The 24,527-nt window shown below is 43.3% G+C and carries 16 protein-coding genes; 13 read left to right on the top strand and 3 right to left on the bottom strand.

Annotation, left to right across the window (positions count from 1 at the left end; translation table 11 throughout):
- Window positions 1-3: 3 nt before the first annotated feature.
- Window positions 4-924: a nickel ABC transporter permease gene (nikB, locus tag MKY17_RS23300; protein ID WP_034304259.1), complete on the bottom strand. Its 921-nt coding sequence runs from the start codon at window positions 922-924 to the stop codon at window positions 4-6.
- A 12-nt stretch (window positions 925-936) separates the two neighbouring features.
- Entirely contained in the window at window positions 937-1,839 is a 903-nt protein-coding gene (gene nikC / locus MKY17_RS23295; RefSeq protein ID WP_053536318.1) for a nickel transporter permease, read from the bottom strand.
- 210 nt (window positions 1,840-2,049) lie between these two features.
- Between nikC and MKY17_RS23290 the strand changes: the two genes are divergently transcribed.
- The 8 genes from MKY17_RS23290 (at window position 2,050) to MKY17_RS23255 (ending at window position 14,061) form a co-directional block, all read left to right on the top strand.
- Entirely contained in the window at window positions 2,050-3,606 is a 1,557-nt protein-coding gene (locus MKY17_RS23290; protein ID WP_339200862.1) for a glutathione ABC transporter substrate-binding protein, read from the top strand.
- A gap of 66 nt (window positions 3,607-3,672) precedes the next feature.
- Complete coding sequence (locus MKY17_RS23285) at window positions 3,673-5,181, top strand: amidohydrolase family protein (RefSeq protein WP_141994081.1); 1,509 nt, start codon at window positions 3,673-3,675, stop codon at window positions 5,179-5,181.
- A 1-nt stretch (window position 5,182) separates the two neighbouring features.
- Entirely contained in the window at window positions 5,183-6,682 is a 1,500-nt protein-coding gene (locus tag MKY17_RS23280; RefSeq protein ID WP_339200860.1) for a chlorohydrolase family protein, read from the top strand.
- Window positions 6,683-6,782: 100 nt separating this feature from the next.
- A complete protein-coding gene (locus MKY17_RS23275; protein ID WP_144528796.1) occupies window positions 6,783-8,348 on the top strand; it encodes a glutathione ABC transporter substrate-binding protein in 1,566 nt (521 codons plus the stop codon).
- Window positions 8,349-8,514: 166 nt separating this feature from the next.
- Window positions 8,515-9,762 carry an amidohydrolase family protein gene (locus MKY17_RS23270; RefSeq protein WP_339200858.1) on the top strand — a complete coding sequence of 416 codons (1,248 nt, stop codon included), beginning with the start codon at window positions 8,515-8,517 and terminating at the stop codon, window positions 9,760-9,762.
- Window positions 9,763-9,786: 24 nt separating this feature from the next.
- Window positions 9,787-11,034: an amidohydrolase gene (locus MKY17_RS23265; RefSeq protein WP_339200857.1), complete on the top strand. Its 1,248-nt coding sequence runs from the start codon at window positions 9,787-9,789 to the stop codon at window positions 11,032-11,034.
- Between the two features lie 28 nt (window positions 11,035-11,062).
- Entirely contained in the window at window positions 11,063-12,310 is a 1,248-nt protein-coding gene (locus MKY17_RS23260) for an amidohydrolase (RefSeq protein ID WP_339200856.1), read from the top strand.
- A 455-nt stretch (window positions 12,311-12,765) separates the two neighbouring features.
- Window positions 12,766-14,061, top strand: coding sequence for a uracil/xanthine transporter (locus MKY17_RS23255; protein WP_339200855.1), 1,296 nt, complete (start codon window positions 12,766-12,768; stop codon window positions 14,059-14,061).
- Window positions 14,062-14,330: 269 nt separating this feature from the next.
- On the opposite strand, the gene MKY17_RS23250 is transcribed toward MKY17_RS23255, so the two are convergent.
- Complete coding sequence (locus MKY17_RS23250) at window positions 14,331-15,116, bottom strand: LuxR C-terminal-related transcriptional regulator (protein WP_339200853.1); 786 nt, start codon at window positions 15,114-15,116, stop codon at window positions 14,331-14,333.
- Between the two features lie 803 nt (window positions 15,117-15,919).
- Between MKY17_RS23250 and MKY17_RS23245 the strand changes: the two genes are divergently transcribed.
- The 5 genes from MKY17_RS23245 to MKY17_RS23225 all read left to right on the top strand — a co-directional run bounded on the left by MKY17_RS23245 (window position 15,920) and on the right by MKY17_RS23225 (window position 24,513).
- A complete protein-coding gene (locus tag MKY17_RS23245; protein WP_063235107.1) occupies window positions 15,920-17,383 on the top strand; it encodes an aldehyde dehydrogenase family protein in 1,464 nt (487 codons plus the stop codon).
- 53 nt (window positions 17,384-17,436) lie between these two features.
- A complete protein-coding gene (locus MKY17_RS23240; protein WP_339200851.1) occupies window positions 17,437-19,752 on the top strand; it encodes a stalk domain-containing protein in 2,316 nt (771 codons plus the stop codon).
- A gap of 455 nt (window positions 19,753-20,207) precedes the next feature.
- On the top strand, window positions 20,208-20,483 hold the full coding sequence (locus tag MKY17_RS23235) for a heterocycloanthracin/sonorensin family bacteriocin (protein WP_098373812.1): 276 nt from the start codon (window positions 20,208-20,210) through the stop codon (window positions 20,481-20,483).
- A gap of 143 nt (window positions 20,484-20,626) precedes the next feature.
- The gene (locus MKY17_RS23230; protein WP_339200848.1) at window positions 20,627-22,573 is read left to right on the top strand and encodes a putative thiazole-containing bacteriocin maturation protein; all 1,947 of its coding nucleotides are present in this window, start codon (window positions 20,627-20,629) and stop codon (window positions 22,571-22,573) included.
- The gene (locus MKY17_RS23225; protein WP_339200846.1) at window positions 22,570-24,513 is read left to right on the top strand and encodes a TOMM precursor leader peptide-binding protein; all 1,944 of its coding nucleotides are present in this window, start codon (window positions 22,570-22,572) and stop codon (window positions 24,511-24,513) included. Before MKY17_RS23230 ends, MKY17_RS23225 begins: the two co-directional genes overlap by 4 nt.
- Window positions 24,514-24,527: the final 14 nt, after the last annotated feature.

The raw sequence follows: 24,527 nt of genomic DNA, 5'->3' as shown, positions 1-24,527 counted from the left end.
TCCTTAGTTCAAGTCTATTCTTTTGTTAAAGTATCGATAGAGGACATCCACTGCCAAGTTCATGAATACGAAGATAACGGAAGCGATGAGGACCCCGCCTTGGACCATCGGCAAATCCCTCGTTCTGATTGCATCGACTATCAATCTCCCAAGTCCATTGATGGCAAAAACGGACTCTGTCAATACCGTGCCGCCAAGGAGTGCACCGAACTGAAGGCCAACGACGGTAATGACGGGGATGAGCGCATTTTTCAGGCCGTGTTTATAAATGATGATATATTCTTTCAATCCCTTGGCTCTCGCGGTCCGGATGTAGTCCTGGCGAACGACTTCAAGCATGCTCGACCTGGTCATCCTGGCTACAATGGCCGCCCCTCCGGCCCCAAGGGTTATGGCAGGGAGAATCATGTGGCTGAAAGTTCCCCAACCTGAAACCGGAAACAAATGAAGGTTCACGGAAAAGAAGTAGATAAGCATGAGGCCCAGCCAAAAACTAGGTAACGAGATTCCCAATAAAGCAACGATCATGATGGAAATGTCAGCTGCCGAGTATTGCTTGGTAGCCGAGATGATTCCTGCGATCATTCCAAGCACAACGGTTATGAATATGCTGGCAAGTGCCAGTTCAAGGGTGATGGGCAAGCGGACCATGATTTCGTCCAAAACAGGGCGGCTGCTGCGGAGTGATTCCCCAAAGTCACCTTGAACGGCATGAAGGACATAGTCAACATATTGATAGAGGATTGGACGATCCAAGCCAAGCTCATGCCGCAGCGATTCAATTGTTTCTTTAGTCGCTCCTTCACCTGCAAGCAGTGTTGCCGGATCTCCCGGGACCATTTGCATGATGAGGAAAACAACAAGACTTACTCCCAGTAATACCGGTATCGTTTGAAGTACCCGTCGGATAATGAATACGAACATTTTCTCTCCTCCTTATTTTTTCATTCTTGGATCCAGGGCATCTCTAAGTCCGTCCCCGAAGATGTTGAAGCCAAGTACCAGTGTTGATATCGCTATCCCCGGAAACAAAGCGATGTGGGGGGCACTGAACAAATAATCCCGACCGCTGCTCAGCATCGCTCCCCATTCTGGAGAGGGCGGCTGGGCTCCCAGTCCCAGGAATGACAATCCGGCTGCCGACAGAATGGCCGTTGCCAGACGTAACGTAGCTTGAACGATGACAGGTGATAGAATATTCGGAAAAATATGTTTGCATATGATCGTGAAGTCAGTCGCTCCCAATGCACGAATGGCATCGATATATTCCAGCTTCCTGACTGACAATGTGGAACCCCGTACAATCCGGGCAAACATCGGTATCGAAAAGACGCCGACCGCTACCATTACATTGATTAAACTCGGACCAAGGGCACTAATGATGGCAAGAGCAAGCAGTATTCCCGGGAAAGCCAGCAGAACATCGACAATCCTCATAATGACGGTATCAATCCATTTTCCGTAATAACCAGCTGTTAACCCGAGGAGTATGCCAATGAACGCCCCGAAAAATACAGAGACAAATCCAACCGTTAATGAAAGCCGTGTTCCATATAATAATCGGCTTAAAATATCCCTTCCCTTATCATCCGTACCCATCCAATGCTCGGCTGACGGAGGCTGGAGTTTGTTGACTAAATCAATTTCATACGGATCCTGCGGTGAGATCAAAGGTGCAAAGATAGCCAATAAAATATAAAAAAGTACGATGTACCCGCCTACCAATGCCAATTTATTTCGCTTGAATTTTTTATAAAAGGCTTTCCAGTGTCTTAGTTTCGGAGATTTTCTTTCTTTTACATTCAATTCGGTATTATTGATGACGACCTCTGGCTTCATTGGATTTCCTCCTTTTCTTTCATTCAATTTATTCAAAAAAGGGATTGAAGTAAATATGATGCGGAAAAGCAGTAAAGATAATTAAAAAATGAGTAAAGATTCTGAAAATATAAAATTCGGTTTTTTTTTATAATTTACAGTAAGCCCGATGTACTCATAGCTGAAAGTTACTTGGATAAACAAAGGCAGGTTGAAAAGGGAGGAAATAGAATGAGAAAAGGTATGATTGGGTTGCTTTTTGCCTCTTTATTAGGCATCTCATCCGTTTTATCAGGATGTGCAACAGAACAAACCGGCAGCAAGGAAACAGAGGAAAAAGCGAAAGAAGGAGGAACGCTAATCGTCGCGCGATTATCTGACGCGACTACCCTGGACCCTCATTTCATAACAGACATTCCATCTGCAAACGTCATTTATGAAAAGGTTTATCAAACATTGGTCATTCCTGACAAAAACATGAATCCTAAACCGCTGCTCGCAAAAGAGTGGAAACAGCTGGATGATGTCACTTGGGAGTTTAAATTGCAGGAGGGAGTCAAATTCCATGATGGGGCCCCATTCAATGCCGAAGCGGTGAAAACAAATTTCGACAGGATACTGGACCCGGCAACAGCTTCGCCGCAGGCTGGTAAATTGGAAATGATCAAAGAAATTAAAGTCGTTGACGAAACGACCGTACAATTCAAGCTGAAATATCCTTATGCTCCGCTGTTATCGATTTTAGTGAGTAATGAAGGAAGCATCATCAGCCCTAAAGCGATTAAGGAAAATAGTGACAAATTGGCACAAAACCCCGTTGGGACAGGGCCATTCGTTTTTAAATCGTGGAAGCCTGGTGAAGAAATCACACTTTCGAAAAACAAGGATTACTGGGGAGATAAGCCTAAGATCGATGGGGTGGTATTCAAGGTTGTCCCTGAAGATGCCACGAGGATTGCGATGATTGAAACGGGTGAAGCACATGTGACAGATCAAGTGCCAGTTACCGAGATTGATAGGATCGAAGCGTCGGGCACGATGGATTTATATCGCACGGAGGGACTTGCCGTTGAATACTTAAGCTTCAATGTTAAGAAAAAACCTTTTGATGATGTACGGGTCCGTAAGGCGGTCGCTCATGCCATCGAGGTCGATTCCATTATCAAAGGGGTTTATAACGACGTCGGTACGAGGGCGAATTCAACAATGAGCCCAAAGGTGTTTGGTTATGATCCGGATATAAAAGGCTACGACTACGATATTAATGAATCGAAGAAGCTCTTGACTGAAGCGGGGGTCAAGGATGGTTTGGAGTTTACACTGACGACGAGTGATCGTAAGGAAAGGATCAATATGGCCGAGGTGATTCAATCCCAGTTAAAAGGAATTGGAATCAAGGTCAAGATTGAAGTCCTTGAGTATGGGGCTTACATTGACGCGACAGCCAAGGGCGAGCACCAGGTAGCGATAGGCGGCTGGGGCAATGCCACCGGGGATGGAGATTATAATCAATTCAATCTTTTCAATAGCAAATCCCAAGGAGCTGCGGGAAATAGTTCATTCTACAGCAACCCGGAAGTGGATAAATTGATTGAAAATGCACGTAAAGAATCGGATGGCGATAAACGTAAGGAACTATATTCCAAGGCACAAGCAATTGAAAGGGAAGAAGTTCCATATGTTCCTATCCGTAACTATGAACACCTGGCCGTATATGGCGAAACGGTTAAAGGACTTTGGCTGAATCCGGCAAATTATTTAATGCTTGATGACGTAACCGTGAAGTAGGAATTCATCACAAAAGGAAGGCAGCATAAGGATGTTATGCTGTCTTCTCAATTAGGAGGGAAAAATATGATAGATTTACTGCTAATCCATGGGACCGTGATAACCATGGATCAAAACAGGAGAATTCTGCCGGATGGCGCCGTCGCCATACATCAAGGAAGGATTTTAGCCGTTGATTCCACCGAAAATCTGAAATTGCAGTATGAGGCTGTAAAAGTCATCGATTGCAGCCATCAATGCATATTGCCGGGGTTGATAGATGTTCATGGGCATGGGGGACATTCCATGTTCAAAACGATCGCAATGGAGAATATTGATTTTTGGATGCCCATCATGACGAATGCGTACAAGCATTTTGTTACAGATGACTTTTGGTATTACGAAGGAAAGCTATCCTCACTTGAGAGATTAAAGGCGGGCGTGACAACTGGGGTGAGCGTGTTAGGATCGATGCCGCGGTCCGATGAACCGATTTTTGCCATCAATCATGCAAAAGCATACGCCGAAGTGGGGATCAGGGAAGTGGTATGCACGGGTCCTTGCAACCCCCCATGGCCCCATTCGTTCAGCCGGTGGATTGACGGAAAGAGAGTGGTAAAGGAAGTTTCTTATGAAGAAGTGCTACAGGGGGCGGAAGCTGTAATCGAGGCGCTGAACCATGCGAATGAAGACCGCACGAGAGCCTTCATTACACCATTTGTCATCGTGACATCCGTGGATCCCTCGAATCCCACATCTCCTGACAGGCTTTATGGGCTGACTGATCATGACCTTTATCAAGCGAAGAAAATAAGGGAGATTGCCAGGAAATATAACACACGCATTCACTCTGATGCCTTTGGCGGAATGATTCATTTAGCGATACAGGATAAGGAAAATGCCCTATTGGGTCCAGATGTCCATTTACAGCACTGTCGGGGCATTTCCTTCGATGAGGCAAGAATACTGGCAGAAACAGGTACCAACGTCAGTGCATCACCTGGATTTGGCCAGGTTCATGCCCGTACCCCGATAACTGAATTATTGGAGATGGGTGCAACTGTGGCAATCTCCACGGATGGGACTTCCCCTTCCACAAGTTTCGATATGTTTCAGGCAATGAGGAAAACACAGTTTGTTCACCAGGCAGCGCTTAGGGACTACTATTATTTACCGCCAGGCAAGCTTTTGGAAATGATCACGATAGATGCTGCGAAATGCATTGGCTGGGATGATGAAATAGGCTCCATTGAGATCGGGAAAAAAGCGGATGTCATTACGGTCAATCTGCATCAGCCTCATCTGACCCCTGAATTCATGCATGTACACCGGCTTGTATTTCAAGCAGTGGCGAATGATGTGGAGCATGTCATCGTGGATGGGAAATTAATCATGGAAGGGAGGAATGTACGGACGGTCCATGAAAGTACAGTGCTTGATGAAGCGAATGAGGAGGCCTTTTCAACGATAAAGCGTGCGGGGCTTGAAAAGTATATGCAACCGACGAAATATTTCTGGGGCCATGCCAGGGCATATGTAGATGAAAAGCGATATGACGAAAGAGAAGACGCTGCCGCAATGGTGAAAGGGGAATAAGATGAAAACCAAGCTTAAAGGAAGATATGTAATTGGGTATGATGGATGCGATCATGTCATTTTGGAAAACGCAGAAATCATTTATGAAAAAGACACGATTCTGTATGTGGGAAAAAATTATCCAGAAGAAGTGGACGAGGTAATGGATGCCGGTAATGCCATTATCAGTCCCGGGTTCATAGATTTAAATGCATTAGGGGACATTGACCATGATATTTTACATTTTGAAGCCGATGCCGCCAGACAGAAAAACCTTCTCTGGTCAGAGAATTATATAAAAAGCGGACATCCTGAATTAATGACAGAGGAAGAAGAAGCTTTTAAATCACTATATGCTTATTCACAACTCATCCTTCATGGCGTGACGACGGCGATGCCCATTACTTCCGTTTTTTATAAAAGCTGGGCAGAAACCTATGATGAATTGGCAGCTGCGGCAGAACATGCAGCTGGATTGGGGTTAAGGATTTACCTTGGTCCGAGTTTCCAATCAGGAATGAGAGTCGTCCAGCCTAACGGGAATATTAAACTGCATTGGGATGAAAAAGCCGGGGAAGCGGGATTACGGAAAGCGGTCGAGTTTGTAGAAAAATTCGATGGAGCTTATGATGGCATGGTCAGAGGGATGCTTGCCCCAGAACGGATAGAGTCCCAAACGGCAGATCAATTAAAGCAGATTAAATATTACGGCGAAAAATTGGACGTACCGATAAAGCTGCATGCTGCACAAGGAAGTTTTGAATTCAACACCATCTGGAAAGCCCATCAAGTTACACCGATCAGATATTTGTACGACCTTGGCTTTCTCGGTCCAAGAACAGGGATCCCGCATGCCCACTTTGTTTCAGGATATAGTAAAGCGAAATATGGACAGGGTGATGACTTGGCGCTGCTTGCTGAAACGAATACAACGGTGATTCATTGCCCTCTGATCATTGGGAGGCATGGGGAGGCGTTGGAATCTTTTGCTAAATATAAACGGGCTGGGATCAATATCGCCCTTGGAACGGACACATTCCCTCCTGATATGTTCCAGAATGTCAGGACAGGCAGCATGCTCTCGCGGATGGTGGAAGGAGAAACGGAAGGCTCTGTCTATGCCGATTTCTTTCGGTCAGCCACAATTGATGCGGCCGCTTTTCTTGGCAGGAACGATTTAGGACGCATCGCAGCGGGGGCCAAGGCGGATATCATCGCGATTGACTTGGACAGTTTTCATATGGGGGTAATCGATGATCCCATTCGAACCATGTTCGTAAGCGGGTCTGGAAGGGACGTTAAATTATCCATCATAAATGGAAAGGTAGTCATGAAGGATCAAATAATCCCCAATCTGGATTTAACGGAAATCAAATATAAGGGACAACAATATTATAAGAAGATGAGAAGAGGATATATGGAAAGAGATTATCAGGAGCTTCCCGAGAAAGAATTGTTTAAGCCATCATTCAAGGTCGTGGAATCGTTAAGCGAGACGGAAGCGATTTATGACAACAAGTAAAGAAAATGAAAAACATAGTAAAGATATTCGAAATAAGTAGTCAGAATATTTCCTATAATTAGATAAATGTTCGAAAAATGAAATTGGGAGGTAGAAGACCATGGGGTTAAAACGTGGGACAGGTAAGCTTTTTCTAGTCATGATCATGGCTATCATCATTACGGGCTGTTCTTCTAACAATGACGTAAACACAACGGCAAGTGATCCGAACCGGGCATCAAACAAAGGGGGGACATTGGTCATTGCCCGCTTATCCGACGCTGAGAATTTGGATCAGCAGTTCATGTCCACGATTAACGCCGCTAGCGTCACTCACCATAAAGTCTATGAAGGTCTTGTACAACGGGATGAGAATAGTGAGATACAGCCAATGCTAGCAGAAAAATGGAAGCAAATAAATGACACGACCTGGGAATTCAAGCTTAGGGAAGATGTAAAGTTTCATGATGGCACGCCATTTAATGCAGACGCAGTAAAAAAGACGTTTGATCGACTATTAGATCCGAAGGTAGCTTCTCCCAGGGCAGTAGTGTTCGAAATGGTAAAAGAGGTGAAACCGGTTGATGAATTTACCGTGCAATTCATTTTAAAGGAGCCATTTTCCCCTCTCCTTTCCATATTGGCGAATCACGAAGGCGGAATCATCAGTCCGAAAACGATTGAAAAGTATGGAAAAAAGATCATCCAGGAACCGAATGGAACCGGTCCTTTCGTTTTTGATTCATGGTCCCCAGGGCAGGAAATCACATTGACGAAAAACGACAGCTATTGGGGAGACGAGCCAAAAGTGGACAAGGTCATCTTCAAGGTCGTCCCGGAAGACTCCACGAGGATATCGATGATTGAAACCGGTGAAGCGCAAATCGCAGAGCCTCTTCCTGTAGCTGTCATGGACCAGGTTGAATCTTCACCGGCAATGGATGTTTACCGCAGTGAAGGGTATGGTACCGAATATTTAGGTTTCAATGTCAATAAAGAACCGTTCAATGATGTAAGGGTCCGTAAAGCCATCGCCCATGCCATTGAAATGGACTCGATCATCAAGGGTGTCTTTAATAATGTGGGAGTGAAGGCGAACTCCTTGATGGGCTCTAAAGTATTCGGTTACAACGAAGATCTCGAAGCTTATGATTACAATCTGAAGGAAGCGAAGAAACTGATGGCCGAAGCTGGATATTCAGAAGGCTTGGATGCAACCATCCTGACAATGGACAGTAAAGAAAGAGTTAACTTGGCCGAGGTCCTGCAATCCCAACTAAAAGGTATCGGGATTAATTTGAAGGTGCAGGTGATGGAGTACGGTTCGTTCGTTGAACAAGTGAATAAAGGGCAATCGGAAATGTTCATCATCAGTTGGAGAAACGCGACCGGTGATGCCGATTATAATCAATATAATCTATTTCATACGGAATCACAGGGAGCGGCAGGAAATACATTCTTTTACAGTAATGAAAAGGTTGATCGTTTAATAGATGCCGCCAGGAAGGAAAAAGAAGAAGGGAAACGCAAAGAACTGTACGCAGAGGCACAGGAAATCGAGATGGGTGACACCCCGTATATTCCTGTAAGGGTCATAGAAAATGTTGCTGCAGTCGCTAAAGAAGTAAAAGGATTTTCAATCAGCCCTTCAGGCTATCTGGAAATAAATGACGTAACGATAAAGTGATGGGGAAATAAGAAGAAAAGGTTCATCCAATAGGGTGAGCTTTTTTTCTTTGCCGTAATAAGTAAAAATAACATAAAAACGAGTAAAAATTCTGAAATTATTTGTTGATTTTTAGAACTATAATGAAAGTGATGCATATTCAATCTGGAGTGGAAGGGTGAGTTTAATGTCTCAATCGTATTGGTTGACGAATGTACGCTTGGAAAATGGTTTTACTTATAATGAAAATGAAACGATCACCGGCACTGAAACCGGAAATTACCACATCAAGATTGAAAATGGAAAAATATCCTCGATTTTATTAGCGAAGGAATCGATAACGGATCAGGATCCACAGCATGATGTTCACGGTCTCCTGATGGTCCCCTCGTTTAAGGAAATGCATATCCACATTGATAAAACCTACTATGGCGGTCCGTGGAAGGCTTGCATGCCTGCCATTAATGGCGTGAAAACCCGGATAGAAGAAGAGCAGGTCTTACTGCCAGAATTATTGCCTACTGCTAAAGTAAGAGCGGAAAAAATGCTGGATTTATTATTGGACTTCGGATCTACCCATATACGCACACATTGCAACATTGACCCCGTTATAGGTCTGAAAAACTTGGAAGCCACCATTCAGGCACTGGAAGGATATAAGGATAAATTGACGTATGAAATCGTCGCATTCCCACAGCATGGACTATTACGCAGCAATTCCGTCGGTTTGATAAGGGAGGCCATGAAGAATGGCGCGAATCTGGTAGGCGGCGTGGATCCCGCCACCATTGATGAAAACATAGAGCGATCACTTGAAACAATCATGGATATCGCGGTTGAATATAATTCCGATATCGATGTCCATTTACATGATCCGGATCACCTTGGACTCTTCACGATGCAGCGCCTCGCTTCACTGACTGAAGACGCAGGCTGGCAAGGAAGGGTCACGGTTAGCCACGCAAGCGGTTTGGCAGATCTTTCAGTCCCGGACGCAACAGGCATAGCCGAAAGGTTTTCGGAAACAGGAATATCGATTACATCCACAGTGCCGATCTTCAGAACGATTCCCATCCCCCTGCTTCATGAAAAAGGGGTGAAAGTCGAATTAGGTAATGACAGCATCAATGATCATTGGACACCCTTTGGCATCGGGGACAATCTGGAAAAGGCCGGTCGCCTTGCCGAGAGGTTTCGCATGATTGAAGAACGATCCTTAGCGCAAAGCCTACAATTCATAACAGGAGGGAAGACCCCATTAAACCAAGACGGGGTCAAGGCATGGCCTAATGTCGGTGATGAGGCGAATATCGTGTTGCTTGATGCCAGTTGTTCTGCGGAAGCGGTGGCTAGAAGGGCAAAGCGGGCCGCTGTCATCTTCAGGGGCAATGTTGTTAGCGGATCTATTTCATCTTTTGAGACGACAGGTGTTTAATCTTCTTTTAAAGAGAGTGATTTGATGAATGAAGCATACTGGCTTACAAACGTTACACTTGATAGTGGATTTGTTTTTGAGAATGAACGAATTGATAGGACGAAGACAGCTGCATACAACATGTATATAAAAAATGGGATCATAAAGGAATTGCAATTGGCTTCAAGTATGCCTTTGAAAACGGATGATCCTGTTCACGACGCGGGAAAGCTGCTTGCACTTCCTCCTTTTAAGGAGATGCATAACCATCTTGACAAGACTTATTTAGGACTGCCATGGAAGTCATGCACTCCGGTTCCGAATTTAATCGAACGCTTAAAGTTAGAAGCAAAAGAGCTTGCTGAACTGGCTGAAACCGGTCGGCTCCGGGCTGAACGGATGCTTCAATTATTGTTAAGCGGCGGGGCGACGCATGTAAGGACGCATGTTAACATCGATCCATACATCGGTATGAAGAACTTGGAAGAGATTCAAAGCGCATTATATCGTTTCAAAGGGAAAATGACATACGAGATCGTGGCTTTCCCGCAGCATGGACTGCTAAGAACGAATTCAAAAGGGTTGATGAGACAAGCGATGAAAGGGGCGTCTTTGGTGGGCGGCCTGGATCCTGGCGGCGTGGATAATAATATAGAAGCTTCCCTATTTGAAATGGTCGATTTGGCCGTTGAATTTGATGCAGATATTGATATTCATATACATGATCCCGGTCATCTAGGTTTATATACGATCAAGAAACTGGCTTCTTTGATCGATGAAGCAGGGTGGAAAAACAGAGCGGCCATCAGTCATGCTTTTGCGCTTGGTGATGTTTCAATAGGAGAATCAAATGAACTGGCCAGTGAATTATCTAACCTGGGGGTAGCCATCATGTCTACAGTTCCGATCAACAGGGTCATTCCCCCGATTGATTCACTGCATGAAAAAAATGTTCATGTTGCTCTCGGATGCGATGGCTTTTATGACTCCTGGTCCCCGTTCGGTACAGGAGATATGCTGGAAAAGGCAGGCCGATTGGCCGAGAGGTACAACTGGAAGGACGAGTATGCATTGTCTCAATCGCTCCAATTCATTACGGGAGGGGTCAAGACACTGGACCCTGAAGGAAATCGTTTATGGCCGCAAGTGGGAAATGATGCAAGTATGGTTTTTGTGGATGCATCATGTGCTGCCGAGGCGGTTGCCAGGAGATCGAAACGTGCTGCGGTTATGGTCAATGGAAATCTGGTTTACGGCGGACTCGATCGCGAATCTGCCTTGAAGTCGAATTGAAGGTCTATTTCAAGAAGGGATGAAGATCATGAACACAATCTATTGGTTAAAGAATGTTCGTTTGGAATGTGGTTACCGGAAAGAGAATGAAAGAGTTACAGGAACGATGACCGGGCTATTTCATCTGTTGATGGAGGATGGAAGGATCACGAAGATTGTCAAAGATGGGGAAGCCATACATGAAGATTTGCCGGTGGAAGATGCAAAAGGATTGCTGGCGTTACCATCCTTCATCGAAAAGCATGTTCATCTTGATAAGACACTGATGGGGGATGTTTGGAGAGCGTGCACTCCTTCTTCAAGTGTCATTGAACGCTTTGAAAATGAGAAGAGGGTTTTGCCTTCCATTGCAACAAGCACATGTAAACGTGCTGAATCTTTACTGGAAATCCTTTTAGCTTCTGGCTCTGCACATATACGGACTCATGTTGATATTTATCCGGAAGTGGGGTTGCAAAACTTAGAGCAGGTACAACAGGCGCTTGCTGGATATTCTCATAGACTCAGTTCAGAAATCGTCGCATTTGCGCAGCACGGATTATTGCGTTCCGGTTCTGTCAAGCTTGTCAGGGAGGCATTGCGAAACGGAGCAGGAATTGTCGGGGCGGTGGATCCAGCCACAGTCGATAACAATATTGAAGCATCGCTGGTTCAATTGATGGATTTAGCAGTGGAAGCGAACGCTGATGTGGACTTGCATTTGCATGATCCAGGCCATCTGGGCACGTTCACAATGAAACGTTTAGCAGCTCTGACCAAGCAGGCGGGCTGGGAAGGCAGGGTAGCATTAAGCCATGCTTTCGGTATCGGGGACTTATCTAAGGAAGAAGCCTATGATTTGGCTGACATTCTTAGGGATGCAGGGATTTCCATCGTCACCAGTGTCCCTATTAACAGGCAGATGCCCCCTGTTGATTTATTACATGAAAGAGGGGTTGAAGTATCAGTAGGAAATGATAATATCTTTGATGTATGGTCCCCACTTGGGAATGGTGACATCTTGGAGAGAGCAGGAAGGCTCGCAGAACGTTTCAAATGGATTGATGAAGTCTCACTTTCCCGAACACTCGGGTATATAACCGGCGGAAAAACCCCATTGGACGAAAAGGGGAACCAGGTATGGCCGAAAGCGGGAGATGCCGCAAGTCTGGTGTTAGTTGACGCAAGCTGTTCTGCAGAGGCGATTGCCAGGCGTTCTGAACGTAAAGCGGTCATTTACAAAGGAAACTTGGTTTCCGGTTCACTATATAAACAAAAGCAATCAATTGAACGGTAAGACTAAACCAAAAAGGATTTCTGGATACTTCCGGATTTCCTTTTTCGTTTTGGTTATGGAACGGCTTTCGATTCCATGTACTTTTACTTACTTATGTTATATGCTGTGGAAGTGATTTTTTTCTATATTGGTTAAGGACTTCCTCCCATGTCATTATCATATTCCACCGAAATATTTTTAACGGATTGGCTTCTGCTTGTCCATTTGCCTTGCAGCCTTAGTCAAGCAAACAAATTAGCAGGGAGCCGCAGTCTTTGTTACTATTAATGGTAACGTTATCATTTTGAATGCGTCTGCAAAGGTCATATGACATTGACCATTTGTCCAGCAATGGCAGCAGACCATCCTGTAACCGCGTTTATAGCATGGTGCGGTCTTATCGCCTTTTTCAACGGAAGGGCAATTGAAATTCACCATGAGCTTCAAAAGTATCATGTTCAAAGGAGATGGAATCTATGAAAAGTTGGAGTTCTTCTGTGACTCTATTTTCTTCTTTTCAATGGTTGTTTTTTATTTTTGCAAATACGGTAGTAGTGCCCATATCGATTGGCGCAGCTTTTGATCTTCCTCCCAATGTTACGGAAATGACCATGAGAAGCTCGCTCATTTTCACCGGGATCGCTTGCGTGTTTCAGGGGTGGAAGGGGCATAAGTATCCACTTATGGAAGGGCACTCCGGTCTATTGTGGGGAGTGATGCTGAATTTAGGGTTATCAGCACCATCCATAGGGCTCGGTTATGCTGAGATTGGAGGGGGAATTGCTACTGGCCTCATTGCTGCTGGTGTCGTGACCCTCATTATTGCTGCCTTCAACCTAATTTCTTTTGTCCAGAAGATTTTCACCCCCATGGTCATGACGGTTTATTTATTCCTTCTGACGTTCCAGCTCATCTTTGTCTTTTTCAAGGGGATGCTGGGGATTACGGAGAATGGGGAAATTAACATCCCGGTCAGTTTCCTATCAGTGGGGATTGTACTTTTAGTAAGTATATTAAAGATAAAAGGACCAAGGACCATAAGCAATTTCTCCATATTGATCGGGATTATGGTGGGATGGATTTTTTACGAGCTGCTATTTCCGGAGGCCGGGGGAGAAATGGGATCGACGGGTGCTTCATTTTCATTTTTCCCATTAGGTGCTCCAAACCTGGAATTCGGGATCATAGCGATTTCCTTTTTTGCAGGATTACTGAATTTGTGTAACACGTTCGCTTCCATTCAAGCCGCATCGGAATTAATCGGTGATGAAGCTGAACACAAGCAGTATCGAAATTCTTTATTCATGACTGGCGGTTTTACCATTTTCGCTCCGTTTCTTGGACTTGTTCCGTATACACCTTTTACTTCATCCATCGGATTTTTGCAGAGCACACAAATCTATGAGCGAAGGCCCTTCTTACTTGGAGGCATGTTATTGACCATAATTGGGCTCATTCCTCCTTTCATCGCTTTCCTGGCCACCATGCCGATAACAGTCGGGAATGCAGTATTGTTCGTTGCTTACCTTCAGCTGTTCGGTACGGCTTTCAATAGCGTCAAGGGCCAGCATTTCACTTCAGACACGATATTCAGGCTTGCCGTACCAGTATTGATTGGAGTGAGCTTGATGAACATCCTGCCTAATGCATTTTCGAACGTTCCCACGCTTTTACAGCCATTTTTGACGAATGGGCTCATAATGGGCGTATTGATATCAATCGTGCTGGAAAAATCGGTGAACTGGAATCGTTATGAACAGCTGCAGAACTAATTGGAAAGAGTGATGTGTGGATTCTTATTAAGCACAAGAGGTAACTTCCTATTAAAGATTCTATACAGCTTTCTTATATTTTGAAAAGACATGGAGAAACGCCTGATTGGATACGGCAGTACATAAGTGATTCTCCCATCAATAAGGGTGGGGCAATCTTTATAATAAGGATTTTTTCATTGTAAATGACGAAGAAAAAAATTACTTGTAAGGCAATTAATATGAAAACCAGAAGGGTGTTGGGGACCTTCTGGTTTTTTTGATTGTGTTTAAGGTTTAACAATTTTATAGCATAAACTTGTTCGGTTTGAGACATCAAACTTTCTATAAAGATTTTGCAAATGTCTTTTTACTGTGTTAACACTAATAAACAGTTCGCTGGCAATGGTGATATTGGTATGCCCTTTTAGAACCAGTTGTAATATTTCTGCTTCTTTTAATGTTAAATCTGGTTGTCTGAGATCTTGAGAACTAGCCAGAATCTTATTTTTCAAAGGATTAATTAGGTTTTCTTTGGGAACGCTTACAGAATGATAAGGGAAATCGCTTGTTTTTTGCGATAAGAACCTAGAAATAACCTCTAAACACATAATATCGGATGTACTAAAAGGCTTCTCCTTTTTGGATCTAACGAAGTTCAGAACACCTTTAATACTGTTTCTATCATATAAAAAAACACCCACATCATAATAAAATCCATATTTTAACATGAAGTCATTGTAGTATACACTTTTTTCATATAATTCAGGCGGAAGTAAATCAAGGTTTTTTATAACATTTTGTTTACTTGCTTTTTGCATATTATATTTTGGGACTAGCAAATCTAATTGATAAAAGTTATTAAGATAATCATCCATAACATATTTATCTATATTTAACGTAATAGGTTCGAACAAGTCATTATTATCATCACATAACCAAAAAATAGATTGGCAGTAACCAAATAAATTCTCAAAGGTCTGTAGTACTTTTTCACGGAAATTTTCATTAGAAAAAGTAATTTCATCCATAAAAGATAAAATTTTTTTGTAGCTGGGGTTAGACATATCCTTCATAGGCTTTCCTCCATGTTAACTTTTTTTGATTATATAACATTTTAAAATAAAATGAATTACTTTTTGATATAAAATGACCCATTTGGGTAATAGTAAATTTTCTCATTTTTCTGGATAATATAAAATAATTACATGTAATAGTTAATAAATTAGAAAGACTTTTTTAAATTAACCTAAGGAGATGAAAGAAACGGAAGTGTATGAGGTAGGAAAATAAACATCTCCTTATCAAAACTGAATAAGTGGATGCATAGTACACTTTTGAGTTATTGATTTAAGGTTAATTGAAGGAGAGTAATGTTTATTTATATAACGTTTTTGTAACGGTTGTTAAATTTTTGGGTATATTTATGTGTTTTTTAGAGTTGCTAATTACTCTATCTCTTTAAAAAAATCAATAAAATAATGGAAGAGGTATGCATTCATGTACAATTCAGAAATTGAAACGCTAACTCGTGCTGAAATAGAAGCACTATAAATGAGCAGATTTCAGACTACATTATGACATATCTATCTGAATATAGAGTTTATCGTACGAAGTTTAAAGAGCTAGGGATTACTCCTGATGACATTCATTTTTAATGGATGCCATTTACCAAAAACAAGAATTTAGAGTTCATTATCCATGTTGAAAAACCACAAAAATGTAATCGCTTTCCAACGCTGCGTGTAAACAAAGTTAGGAGCTTTTAGCTTATTCAAGATACGCATCACATAAGGAAACCTAGCAACCTATGTTTTTCAAAATTGTATGGTTAGTAATTTCGAAGTTTTAACAAAAAAATAAATAAGAGGTGGAGAAAATGAAAAAATATCAACTATTTATCGATGGAAAATGGACAGATTCACTCTCAGGAGAAACATTTGAAACGATTAATCCTGGCACAGGAGAAGTTCATGCCCTTGTTTCACAAGGGGGCGAGGAAGATTTAAACCATGCAGTTAAAGCAGCTCGAAAAGCGTTCGAATCCGGACCATGGGCGACTATGTCTCCTAGTGACCGAGGTAGACTTCTGTATAAAGCAGCTCAGAAAATGTGGGAGAATTCAGACTTTTTAGCGGAAGTAGAATCAAAAGATAATGGTTTACCAATCAATGAAACCAAGCATATAGCGCTTCCTTCTACCATAGATGTACTGGAGTTCTATGCAGGACTTGCAAATAAGGTTCAGGGTGATACATTAGCATCACCTCACAATCGTTTCAACTACACACTAAAAGAACCATTAGGTGTAATTGGCGCCATTGTCCCTTGGAACTTTCCTTTAATGCTGACGATGTGGAAATTAGCTCCTGCTCTAGCTGCTGGAAATACAATTGTTATTAAGCCAGCAAAAGAAACATCAACAAGTATTTTAGAACTGGCTAAACTGTTCCAAGAAGTCGGTATTCCTGATGGGGTGATTAATATTGTACCCGGTCCAGGTTCAACCGTGGGATCTGGTTTAGCTTCCCATCCAGACGTCGATAAAATTGCTTTTACGGGGTCAACGGACACGGGTCGCTTAATTATGCAAGCAGCTACAAAAAACTTGAAACCAGTTTCGTTAGAACTGGGAGGGAAATCACCTAACATTGTATTTGACGATGCCACTCTTGAAGATGCAGTTAATGGAGCGATGTTTGGCATTTACTTTGCACAAGGTCAAGTTTGTGCTTCTGGTTCTCGTTTATTTGTCCAAGAAAGTATTTATGATAAATTTATGGATCTTTTTGCTAGTAAAGTACAATCAATACGGGTAGGAAATCCCCTTGAAGCGACAACACAAATGGGTCCACAAGTTTCCGCACAACAGTTAAAGACGATTGAAAAGTATGTAGCGGTTGGTCTTGAAGAAGGTGCGGAATTAGTGACAGGTGGCCAAAGAGGCAAGAAAAATGGATATTATTTCACACCTACCATCTTTGGAGATGTAACCAACGAAATGACAATTGCGCGTGAAGAGATATTTGGACCAGTTGTGTCGGTTATTCGCTTCAAAGATGAAGAGGATGCTCTACGACAAGCAAATGATACTATTTACGGTTTAGCTTCAGGGATATGGACCAATGACTTAAAAAGAGCTCATCGTATGGCGCGTGGTATCCAAGCAGGAACTGTCTATGTGAATACGTACAGTATGCTAGATAGTACAACTCCTTTTGGAGGAATGAAACAAAGTGGATTTGGTAGAGAATTAGGGGTACAAGCCATGGATATGTATACACACTCAAAGAGTGTATGGATTGATTTAGGTGAAAAAGGCTTAAATTGGTACGGTGGCTAAGACTAGTATTTAGCAAATGAAAGTTAAAAATAAATAATGAAAGGAAACATTCTATGAAAACAAAGCAAAGAACTTTCAAAGCAGCAATTTTTGTAATGACTGCACTAACTTTCATATTCTCTCCTTATTCACTAATTCATAATAACAATGCTTCTGCTCATGGCAGTGAAGTGGAATTAATTAAGCTAGAAACAGCTTTAGAAGGTACTGGTGCAACTGTTAAATCTGATTTTTGGAGTTTTTTTACAAAAAAAATCACCATCGAAAAAGATGATACGGTCATAAAAATAATACCTGATTCTGATAAAGCGTATATTAATGGAAAAGCGATTACACTTGAATCAAACGTGATAGAAAAAGATGAGAAAATCTACGTAACTGATCATTTTGTGAATGAAGTTCTCCCTAACATCAAGCAAACAGCTAAAATAAAAGAAGCTTATCATCCTTTAGATCCTTTAACTCCTAAAGAAATTAAAGCGGTGGTTAATGTAATCAAAGAGGCAGGGAAATATAAAGATACTCTTCGTTTTACAGAAATTACACTGAAGCTTCCCGAAAAAAAGAAAGTGTGGGAGTGGGAGTACGATAAAGAGAAAAAAGACAACGCATTTACAAGAAAAGCAGAGTTCATTGCATTGAATGGCAAACAAGTTATTGAGGGTGAAGTGAATATATCATCAAAAAAACTAGTTTCATGGAATGAAATGGACGGCGTTCATGGCATGTTAATTCTGGATGATTTTGCTACTGTTCAAGGAGCCATTGAATCAAGTGAAGACTATGCAAAAGCGCTAAAAAAGCGGGGTATAGATGACCCTAAAAAGGTCGTTGCGACCCCTTTGACAGTAGGTTATTTCGATGGTGAAGATAAATTGGAGCATGATAAGCGTCTATTGAAAATAGTATCTTATTTGGATACAGGGGATGGGAATTTTTGGGCGCATCCTATTGAAAATTTGGTCGCTGTTGTAGATCTTGAAAAGAAAGCGGTTATTAAAGTAGAGGATGAAGGTGTCATTCCAATCCCGATGCAATTAAACGCATATGATGGTAGAGATTATGAGAAGAAATCCGATGTAAAACCGCTTAATATTACCGAGCCTGAAGGCAAGAACTATGAAATAAAAGGAAATACGATTAGCTGGCAAAACTGGGATTTCCACTTGCGATTGGATACTCGGGTAGGACCTGTGTTATCAACCGTTACTTATGATGACCATGGGAAAAAAAGAAAAATTATGTATGAAGGATCGCTGGGTGGGATGATAGTTCCTTACGGAGATCCTGACGTTGGCTGGTACTTCAAGTCCTATTTGGATGCTGGTGAATATGGAATGGGCACATTAACTGCACCGCTAGAACTTGGAGCTGACGTACCAGAAAACGCCGTGCTGCTAGATGCAACAATTGCAGATAACTCGGGCAATCCTTACGTTATTAAAAATGCCATTGCAGTATTTGAACAATATGCGGGGCCAGAATATAAACATGCCGACCTTGCGACATTTAAAGAAGAAAATCAAAGCCGTGAACGCCGTGAATTAGTGGTTCGCTGGGTTAGTACAATAGGAAACTATGATTATATCTTTGATTGGAAGTTATCACAAAATGGAATAATTAATATTGATGTAGGAGCATCCGGTATTGAAGCAGTAAAAGGTGTTAAATCAAAAACAATGCATGACAAGACTGCAAAAGAGGATACAAAATATGGTACTTTGCTTGATAATAATATTGTCGGAACCACTCACCAGCACATTTACAATTTCAGGCTTGACCTAGATGTTGATGGCGAAAGTAATTCCCTAATGGAAATTAATCCAAAGGTAGAAAAAAATCAAGAGGGCGGTCCACGCAAAAGTGTTATGGTAACAGAAGAAAAAACAGTAAAGACGGAGCAAGAGTCGATTCAAAAATTTGATTCTTCCACTATTCGACTGTTCAGTAATCTTAATAAGGAGAATAAGGTAGGAAATCCTGTTTCCTATCAAATCATCCCTTTTGCAGGAGGCACTCACCCGATTGCCAAAGGAGCCTTATTTAGTGATGATGACTGGCTTTTTAAGCGAGTTAACTTTATGGACAAGCAGTTGTGGGTCACAAATTATGACCCGGATGAGCGGTATCCGGAAGGTAAATATCCGAACCGCAGCAAAACAGATACAGGATTAGGACAATATTCGGCAGACAACGGTTCCATTGACAATACAGATAATGTGGTATGGATGACCACAGGTGCAACTCATATAGCACGAGCTGAAGAGTGGCCAATGATGCCAACAGAATGGGTACACGCCATGTTAAAACCGTGGAATTTCTTTGATCGTACTCCAACATTAGATTTACCAAAAGAAAATTCAAAGTGATTAAATAAAGTCCTTGTATAAGTTAGTGCAAGGGCTTTATTTTGGTTTGAAGCGAGATTGAATTTCATACATTAATTGTTTGGAGTAGCATCTTAATTCATAGATGAAAAGGATATTGAGGTTCTATGTTTCTAACTAGCACCAGACCCCTTTTCGAGTTGATAAGCTAAGCTCCTATCCTTGGCTTGCCAACTTAGTTCCAGGTTCTTTCAGCTTTGTCTCGAAGTTTTTCATTTGTACTAAGCCGCATAATTAATATAGTGATTATCCTGTTTCCGTCTTGAACCGTTTTATGAAGATTCAATAAAAATAGGCTTTTGAATCAGTGGCAATACCCACTCCCCTGACATATTTTGTTGGAGGAGTATTTGACGTGGTATTAATTCCCTGACCATTTCGTTCAGATTTCCTGTTCTAAGCACTACCTTATAAATAATATACGGAGGTTATATAATATGTATGAATTTCAAAATCAATTGCAAAACCTTAATGTCGATGATTTCCAGGTAAGCCAGCCAATTCTTTGGGATCAAAACCAGTTCCAGCAAGGGTATTCTGCTGACGATTCCCGACTCTTTGGTTTCGGTTTTGGTTGTTTTGGTTGCCTTGGTTGCTTTATTGGAGGATGTGGGTTCGGTCGTTGTGGAGGTTGCGGAGGTTGCGGTTTTCGTTGCGGAGGTTGTGGTCGCTGCGGAGGTTGCGGCGGTCGTTGCGGACGTTGCGGCGGTTAAGTATCTAGGTTTTCTAAAGGAAGTCCCTGCATGTGCAGGGACTTTTCTTTATTGCATTAGACATAAGGGACAAATTGTCGTACATAGGATTAAAGTGAAGTACTGAAGCAGTACTTAGAATGCATCGGGTTAGGAGGAGCGGAATGGTGAATTTGACCCCTTCTATGCGTTTGAAAGTGAAGAGAGATACGTTTTTTCTTCCGGAACCGAATAGAGGTGTGTATTTCAGGAATAACATAAGTTCGTTCCGTATGGAGGGCAGCTCGATCGTCCAGTGGATTGAAAAGCTATTACCGATGTTCAACGGGAACCATACATTAAGCGAGTTGACGGATGGATTGCCTGGCCCATACCGGAACAGGGTGATGGAAATTGCCGAGGTTTTGTACGGTAATGGGTTTGTACGGGATGTAAGTCAGGACAGTCCCCATCAATTAAGAAATCAAGTACTTGAAAGGTATGCTTCACAAATCGAGTTCCTGGAAAGCTGCGGCGATTCCGGGGCTTACCGTTTTGAAACTTATCGAAAGAAAAAGGCGTTGGCTATAGGCTCTGGCCCATTGTTCCTTTCAGTGGTGTCCTCGCTGATTGAATCCGGATTGCCCGCATTCCATATCTTCATTACGGACACGGTACCGACCAATAGAAAAAGATTGAATGAAATCGTGGCGCATGCGCGTAAGACGGACGACGAGGTTTCCATAGGGGAGGTAGTGCTTGAAAAGGGAGAAGAGATTGAATGGCAGGATATCGTGCAGCCTTTTGACTCGATTTTATATGTGTCCCAAGAGGGTGATATAGAGGAGTTAAGAGAACTTCATTCGGTTTGCAGGCAAGGGAAAAAGATCCTGTTTCCTGCATTGATCATCAATCAAGTAGGCATGGCTGGTCCACTTGTCCATCCGGATTCCAAGGGGTGTTGGGAGTCAGCTTGGCATCGTTTACATCAAGCTGAGCTGGAAAAGAATCAGGCACCATCTTCCTTTTCCGCGACAGCCGGAGCGATGTTGGCCAATATAATGGTATTCGAATGGTTTAAAGAGGCTACAGGCGTTACGACAGCAGAACAATCCAATCATTTTTATCTGTTGGATATGGATACAATGGAGGGAAAATGGCATCCGTTCATTCCCCACCCGGGAGTGACGGGAAAAGGGACTGCTGCATGGATTGAAGATTTTGATCAGCGGCTTGAACAGAAAGCGGACCCGAGTGAGCCGGGGAAGGTGTTTATGTATTTCAGCCGGTTGACATCCTTGGAATCCGGGATCTTTCATCGTTGGGATGAGGGAGATTTAAAGCAGCTGCCGTTGGCCCAATGCCGAGTTCAGGTTGTTGATCCGCTGTCGTCCGGTCCGGCCGAACTGCTGCCAGAAATTATCCGTTCAGATCTGACGCATGAGGAAGCGAGAACGGAATCCGGTCTTTCAGGAGTTGAAGCATATGTATCCCGAACACTCAGCCAGCTCATTCCGACTCTTACACCGCTTCAGGGGGTAGACGATATAAAGGAATCGGTCGGTGTCGGAGCAGGGGAAACATTTGCTGAATGTGTTTGCCGTGGACTGCAAAGCTGTTTGGATAAAGAGTTTGACAATAAGCGGTTCAACCATGAGAAACTCGTGTCGGTGCAGTTGGCTCAAGTGGAAGATGAACGCTGCCGGTATTATCTACAAGCGCTGACCCGGCTGCAAGGAGAGCCGATCATCGCGTTGGGTGAGGAAGTGTCCGGTTTCCCGGTAGTTTGGGCAGGAACGAGCGACGGCTGGTCCGGAGCTGTCGGTTTGAATGTAACGATCGCATTACGGAACGCGTTGCAAAAGGCCGTCATGAAAGTACAAAACCAGACCGTTTGCCTCACAGCTCCAGATTTAGTGGTATCACCTGTTCTTAAAGAAGAAAAGCCCTTGAATCTTGTGATTCCTTCGTGCGGGGTGAAAGGGAATTCCGAACTAGTACAGTCGGCCATTCAAGTTTTGAAGAAGAACAGTAAGCGAATCTGTGTTTTCGAATTAAATCTTGAACCTTTATTGAAGGAAGAAATGGCAGGAGTGTTTGGGGTGTTTTTGCGAGAGGAGGAATCAGGGTGAAAACTGACGTATTGGTTGTCGGGGAAGGAGTGCTGGCCGACCATGTTCATGGGGACCTGTCCGGCCAATATCAGGTGAATCGCCAAACCGATTTCGAGGCAGGAATACCGCAAACGACGGCTATGGTCCTTCTGCTGCAAGATGCCTGGAATCCAGCTGTCCATCTAAAGGCGGAAGAGGTGATAAGGCAAGCGGGCATTCCATGGCTGCGGGGGTTCGTATCATTTGGAGAGGGAGTGATAGGTCCGTTGGTGCGCCCGGATGTTCCTGGCTGCTCACAGTGTGCGGACCAAAGGCATCTCATGGCCGGGCGTGATCGAAAAGAAATGTGGGAAATCCGCAAACATCTGGAGGAAAATGGGGGGATAGATCGTGATGCGGCTGCATCACGCACAGGCCTTTTACAGATGGCCCACTTGATTTGTGCAGAGGTAAGGAAGGCGATGAAAGGAGAACGCGCCCGTTCGGAAGGGCGTGTATCAATCATCAACTTGAAAACGCTGAATGGCTCGTGGCACACATTTTTACCAGATCCATTGTGTCCGGTTTGCTCAACATTACCTGATGACTCGAAGGAGCGTGCTAGGATTACGTTGCAGCCAAGTCCGAAAATCAGTCCCGACAGTTACCGTACCCGTTCAATGGAAGAGCTGAATGAAGTTCTGGCCAAGGATTACTTGGACCATCGCACAGGTTTCTTGAATAATAAAATGCTCGACCTTGTGCCACCATTTGCCGATGTAAGTGTTAATTTGCCTTTATTCATAGGAGATGAGGGGACGGCAGGCCGTACTCTCTCATATGCGGTCAGTGAGATGACTGCCATATTGGAGGGATTGGAAAGGTATTGCGGTATGGAGCCCCGCGGTAAACGGACAGTCATGCATGACAGTTACAACAACCTTAAAGATTTTGCGCTCGATCCCATCAGGATAGGGGTACACTCGAAGGAAAATTATGCGCAGCGGGATTTCCCGTTTCAACCGTTTAATCCTGACCGCTCGATAGATTGGGTGTGGGGCCATTCATTTTTGCAAGAGCAGCCGATCTTGGTCCCGGAATTGCTTTCCTATTACAGCTTGGGCTGCGGAGATGGATTTGTTTATGAAACTTCCAATGGCTGTGCTTTAGGGGGAAGTTTGGAGGAGGCCATTTTCTACGGCATCATGGAAGTGGTCGAACGTGATTCGTTTCTTCTGACCTGGTACGCGCAGCTGCCCCTCACACGCCTTGACCCAAATTCTGCAAATGACAAAGAACTTGAGCTGATGATTGACAGGGCGAGGGCGGCAGCGGGGTATGATATCCATTTGTTTAATTCGACCATGGAACATGGTATCCCGAGCGTATGGGCGTTGGCGAAAAACAGGAAACAACAAGGATTGAATATCATATGTGCGGCAGGGGCCCATCTGGACCCGATCCGGGCCGTGAAAAGCGCGGTCTTCGAGTTGGCTGGCATGATGCTGACACTTGACGATAAATTGGAAGAGAATCAGGATGAGGTTGAGAAAATGCTGCATGATTCTTCACTGGTACGGAAAATGGATGATCATGGCATGCTGTACGGTTTACCGCAAGCCGAAGAGCGACTGCAGTTTCTGCTGGATGATGACCGCCCGATGCGAACATTCGCTGAAGAATACGGGGAAAAGGTGAACCATCCGGACTTGACGGAAGATTTGCAGGAAATCCTTCAGGAGTTTCGCCGATTGCAACTCGAGGTGATTGTGGTGGATCAGACGACACCGGAAATTGCACGGAATGGATTACATTGCGTGAAAGTGCTGATACCGGGGATGCTGCCGATGACATTCGGCCATCATCTTACCCGCATAACGGGGCTTGAGAGAATACTGAGGGTTCCGATGGAACTTGGATATGCTAAACGGCCGCTTGAATTCGAACATCTCAATCCGCATCCGCATCCTTTTCCATAAGCGGTGATTTAGGA

The sequence above is a fragment of the Peribacillus sp. FSL P2-0133 genome, from assembly GCF_037975445.1.
In the GTDB taxonomy this organism is placed as follows: domain Bacteria; phylum Bacillota; class Bacilli; order Bacillales; family DSM-1321; genus Peribacillus; species Peribacillus simplex_E.
The sequence above is the reverse complement of the archived record's forward strand: the minus strand, read 5'-3'. Positions and strand labels throughout refer to the sequence as shown.

Excerpts from the sequence above, each read along its gene's own strand:
- nikB (WP_034304259.1), bottom strand. The coding sequence starts at position 924 with ATGTTCGTATTCATTATCCGACGGGTACTTCAAACGATACCGGTATTA.
- nikC (WP_053536318.1), bottom strand. The coding sequence starts at position 1,839 with ATGAAGCCAGAGGTCGTCATCAATAATACCGAATTGAATGTAAAAGAA.
- MKY17_RS23290 (WP_339200862.1), top strand. The coding sequence starts at position 2,050 with ATGAGAAAAGGTATGATTGGGTTGCTTTTTGCCTCTTTATTAGGCATC.
- MKY17_RS23285 (WP_141994081.1), top strand. The coding sequence starts at position 3,673 with ATGATAGATTTACTGCTAATCCATGGGACCGTGATAACCATGGATCAA.
- MKY17_RS23280 (WP_339200860.1), top strand. The coding sequence starts at position 5,183 with ATGAAAACCAAGCTTAAAGGAAGATATGTAATTGGGTATGATGGATGC.
- MKY17_RS23275 (WP_144528796.1), top strand. The coding sequence starts at position 6,783 with ATGGGGTTAAAACGTGGGACAGGTAAGCTTTTTCTAGTCATGATCATG.
- MKY17_RS23270 (WP_339200858.1), top strand. The coding sequence starts at position 8,515 with ATGTCTCAATCGTATTGGTTGACGAATGTACGCTTGGAAAATGGTTTT.
- MKY17_RS23265 (WP_339200857.1), top strand. The coding sequence starts at position 9,787 with ATGAATGAAGCATACTGGCTTACAAACGTTACACTTGATAGTGGATTT.
- MKY17_RS23260 (WP_339200856.1), top strand. The coding sequence starts at position 11,063 with ATGAACACAATCTATTGGTTAAAGAATGTTCGTTTGGAATGTGGTTAC.
- MKY17_RS23255 (WP_339200855.1), top strand. The coding sequence starts at position 12,766 with ATGAAAAGTTGGAGTTCTTCTGTGACTCTATTTTCTTCTTTTCAATGG.
- MKY17_RS23250 (WP_339200853.1), bottom strand. The coding sequence starts at position 15,116 with ATGAAGGATATGTCTAACCCCAGCTACAAAAAAATTTTATCTTTTATG.
- MKY17_RS23245 (WP_063235107.1), top strand. The coding sequence starts at position 15,920 with ATGAAAAAATATCAACTATTTATCGATGGAAAATGGACAGATTCACTC.
- MKY17_RS23240 (WP_339200851.1), top strand. The coding sequence starts at position 17,437 with ATGAAAACAAAGCAAAGAACTTTCAAAGCAGCAATTTTTGTAATGACT.
- MKY17_RS23235 (WP_098373812.1), top strand. The coding sequence starts at position 20,208 with ATGTATGAATTTCAAAATCAATTGCAAAACCTTAATGTCGATGATTTC.
- MKY17_RS23230 (WP_339200848.1), top strand. The coding sequence starts at position 20,627 with ATGGTGAATTTGACCCCTTCTATGCGTTTGAAAGTGAAGAGAGATACG.